General features: G+C 30.9%; 8 protein-coding genes and 2 pseudogenes. 5 read left to right on the plus strand and 5 right to left on the minus strand.

The features are described 5' to 3' along the window. The first annotated feature begins 732 nt into the window (after nt 1–732). Entirely contained in the window at nt 733–1,299 is a 567-nt protein-coding gene (locus TERY_RS03700) for a DUF1802 family protein (protein ID WP_011610593.1), read from the plus strand. Between the two features lie 629 nt (nt 1,300–1,928). On the opposite strand, the gene TERY_RS36120 is transcribed toward TERY_RS03700, so the two are convergent. Further along, nucleotides 1,929–2,087, minus strand: coding sequence for a hypothetical protein (locus tag TERY_RS36120; RefSeq protein ID WP_370496558.1), 159 nt, complete (start codon nt 2,085–2,087; stop codon nt 1,929–1,931). 1,616 nt (nt 2,088–3,703) lie between these two features. Continuing rightward, a pseudogene (locus TERY_RS34410) lies at nt 3,704–4,716 on the minus strand (IS630 family transposase). A 1,946-nt stretch (nt 4,717–6,662) separates the two neighbouring features. On the opposite strand from TERY_RS34410, the gene TERY_RS03705 reads away from it, so the two are divergent. The 4 genes from TERY_RS03705 to TERY_RS03725 all read left to right on the plus strand — a co-directional run bounded on the left by TERY_RS03705 (nt 6,663) and on the right by TERY_RS03725 (nt 13,016). After that, nucleotides 6,663–7,289: an alpha/beta fold hydrolase gene (locus TERY_RS03705; RefSeq protein WP_011610594.1), complete on the plus strand. Its 627-nt coding sequence runs from the start codon at nt 6,663–6,665 to the stop codon at nt 7,287–7,289. Between the two features lie 1,724 nt (nt 7,290–9,013). After that, complete coding sequence (locus TERY_RS03715) at nt 9,014–10,369, plus strand: hypothetical protein (RefSeq protein WP_011610595.1); 1,356 nt, start codon at nt 9,014–9,016, stop codon at nt 10,367–10,369. Nucleotides 10,370–11,215: 846 nt separating this feature from the next. Continuing rightward, a complete protein-coding gene (locus tag TERY_RS03720; RefSeq protein WP_011610596.1) occupies nt 11,216–12,226 on the plus strand; it encodes an RNA polymerase sigma factor, RpoD/SigA family in 1,011 nt (336 codons plus the stop codon). A gap of 331 nt (nt 12,227–12,557) precedes the next feature. After that, nucleotides 12,558–13,016 (plus strand): hypothetical protein, encoded by a 459-nt coding sequence (locus TERY_RS03725; protein ID WP_155994285.1) that lies wholly within the window; start codon nt 12,558–12,560, stop codon nt 13,014–13,016. Between the two features lie 184 nt (nt 13,017–13,200). Here TERY_RS03725 and cobO read toward each other — a convergent pair whose 3' ends face one another. The 3 genes and pseudogenes from cobO to TERY_RS29770 all read right to left on the minus strand — a co-directional run bounded on the left by cobO (nt 13,201) and on the right by TERY_RS29770 (nt 15,342). Then, the gene (gene cobO, locus TERY_RS03730) at nt 13,201–13,800 is read right to left on the minus strand and encodes a cob(I)yrinic acid a,c-diamide adenosyltransferase (RefSeq protein WP_081432391.1); all 600 of its coding nucleotides are present in this window, start codon (nt 13,798–13,800) and stop codon (nt 13,201–13,203) included. Nucleotides 13,801–14,200: 400 nt separating this feature from the next. After that, nucleotides 14,201–14,422, minus strand: coding sequence for an IS5/IS1182 family transposase (locus tag TERY_RS03735; RefSeq protein ID WP_011610599.1), 222 nt, complete (start codon nt 14,420–14,422; stop codon nt 14,201–14,203). 78 nt (nt 14,423–14,500) lie between these two features. Continuing rightward, nucleotides 14,501–15,342: pseudogene (locus TERY_RS29770) on the minus strand (IS1 family transposase). Between the last annotated feature and the right edge of the window lie 327 nt (nt 15,343–15,669).

Below are 15,669 nucleotides of genomic sequence, written 5' to 3' on the forward strand. Positions count from 1 at the left end.
CCTGCGAGTTTGTATTTCTTTTTATTTGACATTTTTAGCTTCTTAAATATAACTTGATTATAACAAAACTACTTGTAAAATTTTTTGATAAAACTATTAATATTTAGCAAGACTACTTTTTATAAATAGCAGTTCTCACTTAAATGAAGTATACTAAAAGCTTTAATTAACAAGCTTTTTACCTTTAAATATGTACCTCACTCTTCAGGAAAATGCTATGTAGTAACCCACATTCCGCAGATATAACTCCAATTATCAATATTAAAAAAAAATGACGATCAGCAAAATTTTATTCGCCTAATTTTACTAATTACTATCATATCTATCATGAATTTTTTCCAGTCTTGTCTTTGAGCTTCTAAGTATCCATGGAATATTTCTATTTTTTGGGATCTACTCACATTTTTTAAAAGTTTTTTGAGAGTTTCTACCGATTTATTAATCTCAAATTTAACTACTCCTAATATGAGGAAAACTTCTGTATAGATTACTTTTAAAAGTCTAGCTCAGGTTCATAAAATTGGTATTATCTTGATTTAATACTTGATATTGATATTGCAAACTTCACTTTATAGTCTTACTTAATATTTCAGTAATGTTAATATAAAATTATTGAATTTTTACTCCTAAATATTTATAGGGAGATGAGGAGATAGGAAAGTTAGAGTATTAACACAATTTTTTTGTATCTCATATATTTATCAAGTTTTGTTTATATGCTAGAGAATAATTATGAAAACTACTACTACTGCTCTTAAAGAATGGAATGTTACTGTTAACGCTTTGGAAAATGGCAGTACAATTATGTTACTAAGAAAAGGTGGAATTAGAGAACAGAAAGGTAATTTTACTATTGCACATCAACAGGTTTTACTCTACCCTACTTTTGAACATCAAAAGCCAGATTTACTCAAACCAAAATATGCCAGCCAAGTACAAATCGTAGATTCTGGTTGGCATCCTAAAAAAATTAAAATTAGTAGTTTTGCTGAGATTACTAATGTTTTACCCGTAAGTGATAAGTCAATTTTAAATAAGTTATTTTTATCTCATATTTGGAATGAAAAATTTATCAGCAATCGCCTAAAATATAAACCACAAAAAATGCTTTATATTTTACTTTTGAGAACTTATAAACTTTCTCAAGCCTATGAATTTTTTTACCGCCCAGAATATGGAGGCTGTCGTTCTTGGATTAACTTAGCTACACCAATCAATATCACAAACTTAACTCCTGTTTTAAATGATTATACTTATCAGAAACTATCCCGAGAAATTTCTCAACTTTTTACAGATTAAACAATCAGGATTAGTTTAAATAGTTGATATTCATTAACCCTATTAACGGGAATTTAGCCAATTTCAATTCTCAACAAACCTCAAACTATTTTTATAAGCTGTAAATAGGGTTTGCTGAAAAAGCCTGAAAATGGTTGGTTTATTATTCAAAAAAAATTGATGATTATTAAAAACTATCATCATTTATACAACTAGAATTTGAAATCATTAAAAACACCCAGAAAAAAATATAAAAAAATCAAAAAAGCCTCTTTTAAGAGAGTCTAAAGGTTGATTAGTAAGAAAGTCAAAAAAATAATTGCGATTGCAGTTGTAGAAGTTTTAGAAAGTTTAGCCATTACTTTATTATGACTAAATCCTCTTTTGCTACCGGACAAATTTACCTTCAATATGGCGACCTAATATTTCATCGCTCCTGAGCTTTTGTTTCTGTTATTTATCAATATTGTTGTGTGCTCTTCCCTAATGAAATACTGATTATAATACCTTTATCTTTACAGAATTTTCGGTTTTTTCATGTTAGCTAAATTTGGTCTGCATTAAAAAACCTCTGGGTAATAACCTATGTAGTTTTTTTCACTCTTCAAAGTCAGCCTTTAAATCTCAAAATTCGTTATAGTTTTCCCAACTTATTCTATGTAAAAATATATCTCTATCCATACAAATTGCAGATATTTTGGCTCCAAATTCTGTATTTTTCCCCTTTTTACTCTTACTATTAGACGCATATCAGGTTGATTTAAACTTACTACCATATCATCTATTCGTTGTTCTTTGCTATCCCACATAAATTATTGTTGACGCTAAATTTCACAGAAATCCAACAATGTTTTATATTCTCTAATACTCAAACTTTTATGACGGACACCATTATCAATTAACAGCCTTTTGGGAGCTTAAGTTTTTACTTACATATTTCAGTTATTTGTTGATAGCTTTCCTGATAGCCTTAGGAGTTAGTCATCTTTTTTTTGCCTACCTTTAAACATTCTTTTTTTTTGCTGTTTGACAGTGAGTAATGAGTTTTTGGTGAAACTGACTTTTAACAGCCTTTTAAGAGAATATCTTAGATAATTTTGGTTTCAATTTTGCCATTATTTAATATATTTAAGTCCGTCAGATAGCTGGGAGCGCAGGTGCCATCTTAAATTAATTTACCTTAATTTTTGCACTCCTTAATATATTCTAATAAGGTTCTTTTTTTTTGCTTCATCTTCCTAATTTTTACTCTAATTTTTCACCACATCTAAATTAATTTGATTGATTAAATCTACACCTATTATTTCTATAAAATGAACCAACATTGAAGCATAAAAACTCTCTTAGTTGTTATAGTATTTCAGAAAAATAAACCATTGTAAATAGTGTTTTTACTTAATTTGTTATACTTTTTCTCTATTCCTTATACCTAATTTTTATTTAATAATTAACGCCCCTAATTCTATTCTAAAATTTAATCCAGGTGCTCCTATGCATCGTGGAGAAAAAGATTGCATATACATCTTCATATTTCTCCCAAGGAATTAAACTAGCCATCACTACCCAAGGATTTTCTAGGAATAATTTGCCATTGAATGGTAGTTGAAAATTTTCTAGTAGAGTGTCACGTTAGCCTACTTTTCTGTAAATTTTGTGTGCATTATAGATACCTGTTTTTTGGTCTATTTTAGCTAAAAATTAGATACTATTTCTGATGAAAAATACCTAAAATCATTACTCTGTAAGTTTTTTAGATCTATTCAGCAAACCCTAAATATGTCGATATTTTCATCTAACCCATCAACAAAACAATAAGATATTGCTGTACAAAATGCCAATCAAATATCAGTAAAAGTATTGAATAGTTGGTTAGCCCAACACCTTCTTATATGTCTATGTAATTTATACCAGATAATAAATGTATAACCACAAAATACTAAAAAAAAATGCCTTGTTAGGCTGATTTAATTTCTAACTTGATATTCTCTTAATCCTAACTATCATGAGTGCTTATCTGTAGAAAACTTCCACCCAATTTCTCTCTTGATAAGCTGAAATAGGGTAATATTAAACAATTATTTCCACAAAAATATGGTCAAAAAAAAATTAAAGACGACAATAAATTCCCAAAATTGAGCTGAGACAATTATCAGAAAATCGAAAAGCAAATAGCTAAAAACTGGGAAGATACTTTAACTTACTTCTCATTAGTAATCCTGGTCATATACTGGAGATTAGTCGCATAAAAAACTTACGGAGACTGAGAAATAAATGAAGAAAAAAGATGGTAATTTATGAAAGAATTATCTAAAATAGAAAGAAAACTGTAAGTTTATGCATTAGATACTGGTATTAGTAATCAAAAAGATTATCCTTATCGAGTATTTTCTATAGGAAAAAGGCACTGTAGTAATCATCGCATAGGTTATGGCAAAATTAAATACTGAAAAAGTTTAGGAAAATCAAATATTTGACCATCTGCAAAAAATTTAAATCGCCATTTAACTATTTTAAAAGAAGTACAAATTGGTTTGTAAACAAATATATTCTATAGGGTTTTGTTCTGGGGCATCGGGATTAAATGAGTATACAATTTATAAATCATTTTTCTTCGGGTTTTCTTGATTAATTAAAATCAAATATTCTCGAAACTTGATTCAAGTTATGATTACTTGTAGCTTCCCAAAATATTGCCTAGCTTTTTCCTGTTCTTTGGTTTTTTAAATATTTAACAAATTCATTCTTTTTTTCAGTAGAACCAAATCTTTAATTCTTCTACAATAAATTATTTATTCTGATAAATATAAGCTCCATAATAAGTTGATTTTTCAAAATATTTTTTCATCGGAACCTAATTTATTTTATCTGTTATTCCCCAATTATAGCTGCATAGATAACCCCATAATAAATGACATTCATCAACCATAAAAACTGCAAGCTTTTCGTCTTCTATTAATGAATTTAAATTTAGCCAATAGTTCCTCTATTTCTTTTTTTTTGCTTTCACTAATTCATCATTTTTAGCAAGATTTCTATCAGTGAGTTTTTTTCCAAGTTATTCCCGCTTCTTTAAGTAAGTTATAATAACTTTGTAAGAGCTTAAAAAACTATATCATATTGCTTCAAATAAGATTTTTGTAAATCTGATAATCATCAGGTAATTTTGTACCCTTATCCACTCAATTATTTGCTCTTTTTCGACCGCCAATATGCTAACCTTGTGTTCCAATATAATTGAATTTTTAAACTTTCTACCCCATAAAATATTGCTTGATTTTTCCATTCACTAATAAAACTGCTGAGTTACATTTAATAATTCTTGAATTTTACGGTAGGATTTTCTCTACAAAATCATTAAGACTTGCCTAGGCTCTTTTTATTTCTTTTGACTATGCACATTTGATTTATAAAATCGTCTAGTTCATCTAAAATATTCATTTTTTTTCTAGTGAAGTGGATATATTATTATTATATCTGTTGCGACTTATGTGTGGATTGCTATATCCCCATCATACAGGTAAAAAAACGGAAAATTTAAGCTGTATTGTGCTGCAATAAAGAAAAAAATTTTTGTTCCTTTAATATAGAAAACTTCATGTAATAGGGATTTATTGGAAGCTTGATTAACTGATTTTTTTTATGCCATTATTACAACTAGAATATATCATAGTAATAGTCATAGATAATGCTATTTTTAATCATGGTAAAACTATATAATGATTAGTGAAATTGAATGAGATTTCTACATATTATTTACTTCACTATTCACCTGATTTAAAAATTGTTTAGTAGCCATAAAAAACATAGATTAAATCAAAATTTTCCGAATTTAAAACAGTGAGATAAAAGTAGATACAGTATTTTAAAAATGTCTATTACATATTTGCATAATGGAAGACCTACAATCTGAAAAGCATATATTTATTATGATTTAGGAATAAATAATAGTAACTAATTTGACTTAATAATTTATACCAATTATTATGGATTAATACTATACTTAGGTGACACTTAAATCATTAACTAAGTAGGTAAGCATTCAAATTTTTTGCTATGTTACAAAATGTAAATTTACTCTCAAATCAATTGTCTATAGAAGCTTGTAGTTACTTTACAAAAACTCAGATAGTTAAGCAATTTCTTTGGTTACCTACCTAATTAACAGAAGTGTAATAACTTTTTTGATAAATTAATTAACTAGAAGAGTGAGAGTCACTCTTGAGACATTACGGATGCTGTATGCAGACTCCCTACAAAAAATCCTCTATTCCCCTAGCTTATCGAAGCTATACCCCCGAATACAAATTTTACCCTTTAGTAAATGGCTACCACTATTGAGTCAGAATAGATTACTCAACAGTCAGAATAAATAGTTAAAATATTATTATATTATAAATTATAGTTGTTTTGAATATCCCTTTTTAATCAAAAGGAAATCTGATTAAATTATCTTATTAATCCTAGATTATTGATAACATTTTTTTTTAGTCCCGTTATTAGTAGAAGTAACTCCTCTACTCAATAGTCAAGTAGAAAATTTTTTGAGAAATGGTATGAAATATTAGAGATGATTTGTAAAATAGACTTATAGCTTGATGACTTAAAAAATCCCCAAATACTTTGTGACTACAAATACTGGAAAAAGTATAAATGCTGGGACTTTTTGCTTTGTCTAGGCTTAAAATTTTTTTTCATCTATGCTAGGGAAAACTCTAAGTTATAGGATAAATAATAGTGTCTTCGCCTATTACTTATTCCCTATTCTCTATCTCCTTTTTTTATTCCCTTTAATAGTATCTTTGACTATTTCCTATTCCTTATAAGCAAGCAGAAATTGTAATAATTATGTCTTTGCTGATTTCCTATACTCTATTCTCTATAAGTAAACTACGAATATCTGATGTTATGGTAAAATAAACGATAACCAATAATTCTTTGAAGATTGAGACTGTGGGGTTTATTTTTGGAAAAAAAACTGTAAAGTTTTTTATTAGAAAAAGAATTATTAATTGTCCCAAAACGTGGTATTGAGTAGGGTAAGGTCAATAATTGTTGCTTCCATCATTCCCAGTCCCCGCTGTCAAATTTATGGCACTACTGCTACTGGTATTTGTCAAGACAGCATACTATCATAGAGAAAATCTAAGGTTTTCTTTCCTAGGCCAAGATGATATGTAGGAATAGGTAATAATAACTACTAAAATAGAATCGTCAATATGATCAGAAATTGATAATTTGTCATTTTTTATCTTGCAAATGTTCGCCAATTAGGTGAGTTAATGGAGCTAATTTATAGAAAACTATTTTATTTTTATGTAAAATTTATGTTGGCAATATTCATGTTTAATAATCAGTTTTTATTGTACTATTTAAAATTATAAAATATGTCTAAATCAATCATGGATACCAATATTAATTATAAATGTCTGGAGTTGGAAAATGCTCGGATCCATTACCTAGAAACTGGAAAAAAAAATGCAGTTAGTGTATTGTTGCTACATGGAGCAAGTTTTACTGCTCATACATGGCAAGAAATAGGTACTCTTGATATTTTGACTACCCAGGGTTACCGAGCTGTTGCAGTAGATATTCCTGGCTATGGTCGTTCCCAAAGAATATCAGTTTCTAACTTAGGTTTTTTGCGAGGAATATTAAATAAGTTAAACTTAAATTTACCAATTTTAGTATCCCCTTCTATGAGCGGTGGTTATAGTTTCCCTTTTGTGATTGATGATTTTGATAAACTAGGGGGCTTTGTAGCAGTTTCCACTGTAGGAATTGAGCGTTTTCAGGATGAATTAAAAGGAATTAAATTACCAACATTAGCTATTTGGGGAAGTAATGATCGGATAGTACCTATAGAAAAAGCTGATTTATTAGTAGAATTAATGCCCAATGCTCAAAAAGTTATTCTGACTGACGCTGGTCATGCTTGTTATATACAAAAAACTGAAGAGTTTCACAAACATTTAATTAAATTTATTAAGAGCATTGACTTCATTAAAGAATAATATGAAGTGGACTGACACAGGGCATACTAGAAACTAAATTTCTATATGTAATTTCTAGTAATTTATAGCACCCTAAGTAAAGATATGGACATTTATAGGATCGGAATGGGGTAAATCGTATACAAGATATAAATGTTAAAATTATTGTAGTGTTGGACTTTTATAGCTATGTGTGTAATTTATAATAGTAGGAGGTACTGTATATAGCATTTTCAAATGAAATGTAAAACAAGAGTTGTTTATTTACTAACAGTAAAAAGTTTGGCAAACCTTCTTATCTCCAGTATGATTAATTAGCCATAATAAACATCCTTTTTAAAGTATCAATTACTATCAAATTTTTCTAAATTGGGGACTCAAATAGACTTAATATTATATTAAATCCCCTTAATTCGGTTCAAAAAAAATGTTTATTACACAAGGTAACAAGCAAGGATTAAGGTAGATATAATGGCACTATTATGAAGATAAACTAAATAATATAATACATCAATACATCAACTGAAAAGAAATTATTGATTTTCGGAGCTTATTGCGAGGCAAGGGTGCGCTACATTCGCCAAACTTTTAGTTTATCATTTATTCATTCAGAATAAATCCGAAAGTGTTTGATTGATTCTTTAAATAAAGTTATGATTTCCTATTATTATAGATTCATTAAAATATAATTTGAAGTGATTAAACAGGCTGCAAAACAGTTTTTCTCCAAAAAAGTACAAAAAAAGAGAGAAACCTCCTTTTAATAGGGTAGAAAGGTTCATTACTAAAAAAAGTGATTGCGTAGGTATTTGTAGAAGTTTTAGAAAGTTTATCTATCACTTTGACTAAATTAAATATTCTTTGTACTTTGCCTAAATTTACCATGAACATGGTTACATAATCTTTCATCGCTCTTGAGCTTGTTTTCTCTGTTCTTGATCAATATTTTTCCTAGTCAACAAGCAGGCGGACCGCTCTGCTGAAAATACTTTGATTAAGTTTTTTTTCCAGCTTTTCCTCTCACTATTGGACATACATCAGCTTGATTTAGACTTACTATCTTATCATCTATTCGTTGTTTTTCGTGCTCCCACATCCATTGTTGTTGACAATCTACTTGAAATGATGTCCAATAAAGTTTTATCTTGTCTATTATTTAGAGGTTTTAGACTGGCATCTTTATCTATAAGCAGGTTCTCTTTAGAGATTAAATTTTTCCTGACTTATGGTATTTGTTAATTCATCTTTTTCTTAATTCATTTACGATATGATGGTATTTTTTTGCTTCCTTAAAGTATGCTTTTAGAGTTATTTAACGGTAAGTAATAGTTTTTTTATGAAACTAGCAATTAAAAGGTTTATAGAGAATATATATTATTTGTTCAGTTTTAATTATGCCTTAATTTAAATGATGGTAAATATACACAAATAGATACTTTTGTAGATACTTGAGACATAAATTATATTATTATTTACGCACTCAAATAAGAACCATAATTATTGTTTTTATCAAGAAATTTCGTTTATAAACCTGGTGTCTGGGTAATTCTTGATGAATAAAATATCATAAATAACTGAAAGCAGGACAGAAACTAGAATATGTTTCTACCGGATAGAAACTTTTTTTTTGCCACATATAATTCTTATGATATTATACTTATGTCTTAACGTAAAAAGATTTTTACAAATCACTAAAGACTTAACCAATTTAACCAATCATCAACATAATTAAAAAATTTTGACACATGGCTACCAACAGTAACGATAGTATCAATGAAGTAATTCAATTAGGTACTCTGTTTCCTCAAACACCTATAACTCGTTCAGGGACAATAAATGATTTAGATAAACTAGACTTATATGGGCTTACAGTTGATGCACCCTTAAATTCAGGAATTGCACTACAAAATCTTACTGGCAATATTGATCTAGAAGTATTAGATAGCAATGGTAATTTAATTGCTAGGGGTAATAATTTAGGGACGTCTAATGAAGCATTTCAGGCAGTTTTTTCTACCCCCGGTCAATACTTTATCAATGTTTTTCAAACTTCTCCTGGTATTGCTAGTGACTATGAGTTAGCTCTATTTCCTAGGGATGCTAATGTTTCCCTATTTACTGGAGATACTAATACTTATAGTATTAACAATAATAATGATGATCCAAGGACACCAGACTTTTTAGGTACTCTAGTTCCAGAAGAACAAATAAGTGATTCCGCAAGAATTAATAATCTAGATCGTATAGACAACTATAGCTTCATAGCTGAACAACCATTGATTGTAGGGGTTGCTTTTGAAAAAAGCAATAGTAATATTGAAATAGCAGTATTAGATAGTAATCGTAATTTAATTGAGCGTAGTCAAAACTTTGATCAGTTAAGTGAGAAGTTTCAAGTGTTTTTACCTAACCCCGATACTTATAATATCACTATTTTTCAGCCTGAGTCTGTTAGTGATGACTCTTTCTCTGATTATGACTTAAGCCTTTTCCCTAGTGCTTTTGATATGAATTCTGACATTATACCTTCAGTACCTCCAGCAACTCCAATATCTCCAGAACCTCCAACAGATCCAGTAACTCCAACACCGCCAATATCCCCGGAACTTCAAGGAGTAAATGTCAGTATTGACAGTATTATAGACCGAACTGATGAAACAGTGAGAAATCGTGAAAATACGGCTTTTGTTTTTAAAGAAGATTATTTGTTAAATGCTACACCAAATACTCCAATAACAATCGATCTGATCAGCAATAATAGTGACTTTGACCCTCTATTAGAAGTATATCAAATTCCTCAAGATTCTCTGTTAACACCTGAACGGAGACAGATACCAATTGCAGCTAACGATAATGGTGGTAACGATGTTAATAATGTTAATGCAAGAATTGGACCAGAAGTAGAAGCAGATATTCCAGAGATTTCTTCTCAGTTAACTCTATTACCAGAATTTAACTATTTAGTGCGCGTAACTTATACGTCTGATCTACCTTTGGATGGAAGTTTTGCCTTAAGTGGAAGTATTGATAATGGTTTTGTTAATTTCCAGAGGGTACTATCCGGAAATCCTATAGGAGAAATTATCGGAGGAGAGCCGTAAATCAATAATTTTGTTTTATTAATGAAGAAAACTTTTTCTTGATAAAGAAATCACAATAATCAGTTGATATACTCCCCGGCTCTTAGGTGCGGGGATTTTTTATTGGAGGTTGTATATTTCTACTAGAAAGAGAAGACAGATACGGGTAATGGTTTTTCTATTTTATGGCTTTAGCCTAGATCCACTAGGATGGTGGATGTGGATAAATATTTACTTTCGAAACTTTTTCAAATCCACATCAAAAATGGCCTATATACAGGTATAGAAGGGACAAAAAAATTAATTCGATTTGGTTGATGCAAAATTAGTTTTTTATAATAGATCATAGTATATTTTGAGACAATATTTATCAATATTTTATGTTATGGGTAGTATTTTTTAGGAGATGCTATGAAAAACTAAATTTTGATTGTTCTTTGTCAACTTTTGAGAAAATTTCGGTGATTTTTTAAATTTATCTTAAGTAGTTATGGAACCGACTAGATAGTAAGTCAATAGTTTTATTCAAGTTTTGCGGAAATACTGAAAGATAAGTTGAAGTTAATTTTAGTTCCTACCAATCTTAAGCAAAAATCAAGGTTTTATATATGATTATTGAAAATTTCATTGATGAATCTAGTTTAAGCTTTTAGAAAGAATAAGAAAGGTAGACTCACTGTGAGTTGAATTTATATAAACACTATATAAACTTTATAAATATAAATCATGTGAAGATGGAAATAATCTTATAATTCCATAGTAAGGGATAGACAAGGATATCCTTATCTAGTTGGATATCTATGTATTTCTAACCTAAGAAGAAAATTATAACTACTGCAATATTTATTAAAGGAGTTTATTAAAAAAATGTCAAAGCTAAATCAAGAAAATAAAAATCAAAAGAAAACTCAAACTAAATTTGGTCCTACTACTTACTCTTCAATGGACACAGTTCGTACCTACTTACATGAGATTGGTCGTGTACCACTTTTAACTCGTGAGGAAGAGATTGTTTATGGTAAACAAGTGCAGCAAATGATGCAATTCCTAGAATTAAAAGAAAAATTAGAGGAAAAACTTAATAGAACAGCAACTTTACTAGAATGGGCAGAACATTTACTAGTAAGTGAAAAAGTACTTAAGCAAGCAATTAAGCAAGGTCAACGTGCCAAGCAAAAAATGATTGAAGCTAATCTTCGCTTAGTAGTAGCGATCGCTAAAAAGTATCAAAAGCGAAATATGGAGTTCTTAGATTTAATTCAAGAAGGTACTCTTGGTTTAGAAAGAGGGGTGGAAAAATTTGATCCTACACGGGGATACAAATTTTCTACTTATGCTTACTGGTGGATTCGTCAGGCAATTACTAGAGCGATCGCACAACAAGCTCGTACTATTCGCCTACCTATTCATATTACTGAAAAGCTCAACAAAATCAAAAGAGTTCAGAGAGAACTAATTCAGAGTTTGGGTCGTAGTCCTACTCCTTCTGAGATTGCCCAAGCTTTAGAATTAGAACCTTCTCAGATTAGAGAATATCTTTTGATGGCCCGTCATCCTATTTCCTTAGATTTAAGAGTTGGAGATAATCAGGATACTGAACTGCAAGAACTTTTGGAGGATGAAACATCTTCTCCGGATGACTACATAACTGGTGAGTTATTGCGTCAAGATATAAATACCTTACTGGCAGAATTGAGTGAGCAACAACGTCGTGTATTGGTATTGCGTTTTGGTCTTGAGGATGGTAAGGAGATGTCTTTAGCAAAAGTGGGAGATAAACTTCAACTTAGTCGTGAGCGAGTTCGCCAACTAGAACATCAAGCTTTGGCCTTTTTACGCCGTCGTCAGGCCAAGGTGCGGGAGTATGTAGCTAGCTAACTGAAGTCAGAAGCCAACTTCCCCTTAGCTTCTCTAAGGGGAGAAATCAGTGGAAACATATATATATTCCACGCTACATTTCCTAACTGCTATAGTATTTTCCTAGCATTGCTCTCTTGTTCTGTGTGTTATTAATCTCAAGTTTTTATCATTTTGGGCTTAGGCTTATGTTTTTTTGCTTGTCTGTCTAACTATCTATAAGAATAAACTCCTTACTTATGATTTATGACTGATGACTGATGACTGAGAAATTATGACTGATGACTTTAATTATACCTTCATCCTATTTTGTATATATGATAATAGTGTAGATAATAATTAAGCAATATTCGTGATATTTAGGTTAGTGGCGATCGCAACCTACTCTATATTGGCCTATGGTGCAGTTAATAGACCAGTCGTGAAGTATAAATCTATTTCCGTTCAGTTTAAGCAAGAAAGGCCAATTTTTTTTTCAAACATAGACAACAATAATATGTTGTATAGAGATGGAATTTACCTTTTTGGTGAGTCTGAAGAATCAGGTAAAATTCAGAATGAGTATTTTGTTTTTGAGCTGAAAGGTGGTAAGGTAATTGGTGCTTTTTATATGCTCCATTCAAGTTTTTACTGTTTTTATGGTATTCATCAAGAAGATAGCTTACAGGTAAAAGTTATAGATAGTTATGATGAGACTGCCTCTGACTACACGGTGAATTTACGGAAATATTACCGGAGAAATCAAGTGAGTGATAACGATTTTCGAATGTTAAAACTTTGTAAAACTAACTATGAATATCTAGTTTGGTGATGCTATTACTCTTTCAAAGAAGTTAAAAGTAATGCATGAATGTATTGATGTATTAAGATTGTAATGGATCAATACCTGAAAGCCCTCAGTAATTTTCGGAAATTATTTCACATATATTTCACATATAAGGCTTGAAGCCGAAACAACTTGTAACATCTTTAAGGTCAACTGGTATGAGAAAGTCTTAATACTCTATACCAGGTTGCGCCTTAACTCCTTGTTCTCTAAAAGGATGCTTAATCATTTGCATTTCTGTAACTAAATCAGCTTTTTCAATCAATTCAGGAGGAGCGCCTCTACCTGTGAGAATAACATGAGAATCTTCTGATTTTTTTTCCAAGCCTGTCAATAAATCTTCTAATTTTAAATAATTTAATTTCAGAGTAACATTAACTTCATCAAGTAAGACTAGTTTAAAATCTGGGTTTTGAATAAAAGTTAAAGCCAAGTCCCAAGCTTCATAGACTTTCTGGATATCGCGATCGCGGTCTTGAGTTTCCCAGGTAAATCCTTCACCCAAAGCATGAAAACATAGTTGTTCGCCCCACTTGCCCAAGACTTCTTTTTCTGCGGGTTCCCAACCACCTTTAATAAATTGAATAATTGCTACTCGATAGCCATGACCTAAAGAGCGTATTACCATACCCAATGCTGCTGTAGTTTTGCCTTTACCATTACCAGTATTCACAATAATTAAACCTTTTTTCCGATCAGCTTGAGATACTCGCTGGTCTTGAACTTCTTTACGGCGCTGCATTTTCTTTTTATGTTGTTCTGGAGTCATTTCAATTATTAGCTATGGTTTTCAGTTATTAGTTCTCATTTTTTCCCACTTAAGTAAAGTAGGAGTCTTGAAATTAGATAATTTCAAATTTTACTAATAAGAAGATTATAACATATCTAAGTTAACATTATTTATTTTGAGACAAGTTATACATAATTAGCCGCTAAATTTTAGCTTAAATTTTGTTTTAGAGAGGTCTAATAATTAACATATTTAAAGTCCTGGTGCTTGAGACTTAGATATTTTTATTATATTAAATAGATTTTTTAGTGAATACTGGACAATACAAAGTTTTTAATATAAAAAAACATTCCCCACTCTTATGTCAGGAAATAGTGCATACTGGTTAATAATTCATTCATTGTTACCAGCCAATCTCTTAGAAGCTTTTGATAAAGAATTATGAAGTATTAGTAGCGATCGCTAACCGTTTGAGCATTAAACGAATCATTAAAATATGAATGAAGGCTTCGCTGTTGTGAGGATGTTCTTCATAATCTTGAGAAAATCTACGATGACCTCCTAAGCAAGCAAAAGTTCTTTCCACTACCCAACGTCTGGGTAAAACTTTAAACCCTTTTTCAGTTCTATTAACAATATCTAATTTACACCCACAAACCATTGTCACGGACTTCTCCAGTTTTTCAGTCGTTTTTACTGACTGTGAATCAATGATAGCCGCCGATAGTTGGGTAGTGCGTCAGTAAAGTGTGGGATAAGTAATTAAGTCCTTCCAATTCCAAGGAGCGAGGGCGTTCCTCAGCTCTTTGTGCAGCAGTATTTTCTTTGCCACTATGAACCAAAATCAAATTAAAATAGGCCCTCGCCAACCTTACTGTTACCTCAGTTTGTTGCCAGAGCTTGCCAAATTTATTCTGTCGGCGATGCCATCGACCGAGCTGCTGTCTGATAATTCCATTTGTGCCTTCCAATTGCAGGGCAATGGTTTTTACCAATAATGTGTTCTATTACAGGGCAATACTCGTTCATACCCTCCGATCATCAGTTAGCCATTTTTTACAGCTAGTTTTCCCTTTTGTGTTGACGACCAATTCCTCAATCAACTGGTCAGTATGTTTATCTACTCTAGCACTCAGAATTAATCCACTGGATGAAGCCTAGGGGCTTGCCAACCCAAAATCTCCTTCTGTCAATTCCTGATACTGGCACTGTTTTCGTTTTTTTGGACGAATGACCAAAACTCATCACTGCTGATTTTTGAGGTATTGATATTCTGGACATGAGCATTATGAATCATTTGTCCTTTTTCAGAGGCAGCTCTCGCCAAACTAACTACCGTATTATCGGCCAAATTGACTGTTCGAGTAATCCCTCTTAAACTACTGACCTCAACGTGAGTCTCTAGAACCATAGACATTTGTTCAGGTTGAATTGTTCTACGATAGTAGAGAGTGTCAAAAGTATCGGTGAAAGTTTGTAGGCATTCAGGACAATAATATCGTCAAGAACATTACTGGTCTTTCCATGTTTATGAGTTTTCTGATGACCACATAGAAAACATTCCATGATAATAGAAAGTATTTAAGGACAACGATTATATTACCATTTCCATACTTTCTTGATGCACTACCAGAACTTTTGCTTGGTTAGGACGTCATCGTAGATTTTCTAAAGATTATGAAGAACATCCTCACCACAGCGAAGCCTTCATTTATCTTTCAATGATTCGTTTAATGCTCAAACGATTAGCGATCGCTACTAATACTTCATAATTATTTACAAACAGCCTCTTCGTAATTAAAAGAATAATCAAAGATTGTTATATAGTAAAATACTAATATATCTTTCCAAAAAATACCAATTTTGGAAGGGAACTATAACGGTTTGAGAACCAATTTCAGTCGAAAT

Source organism: Trichodesmium erythraeum IMS101 (genome assembly GCF_000014265.1).
Lineage (GTDB): Bacteria > Cyanobacteriota > Cyanobacteriia > Cyanobacteriales > Microcoleaceae > Trichodesmium > Trichodesmium erythraeum.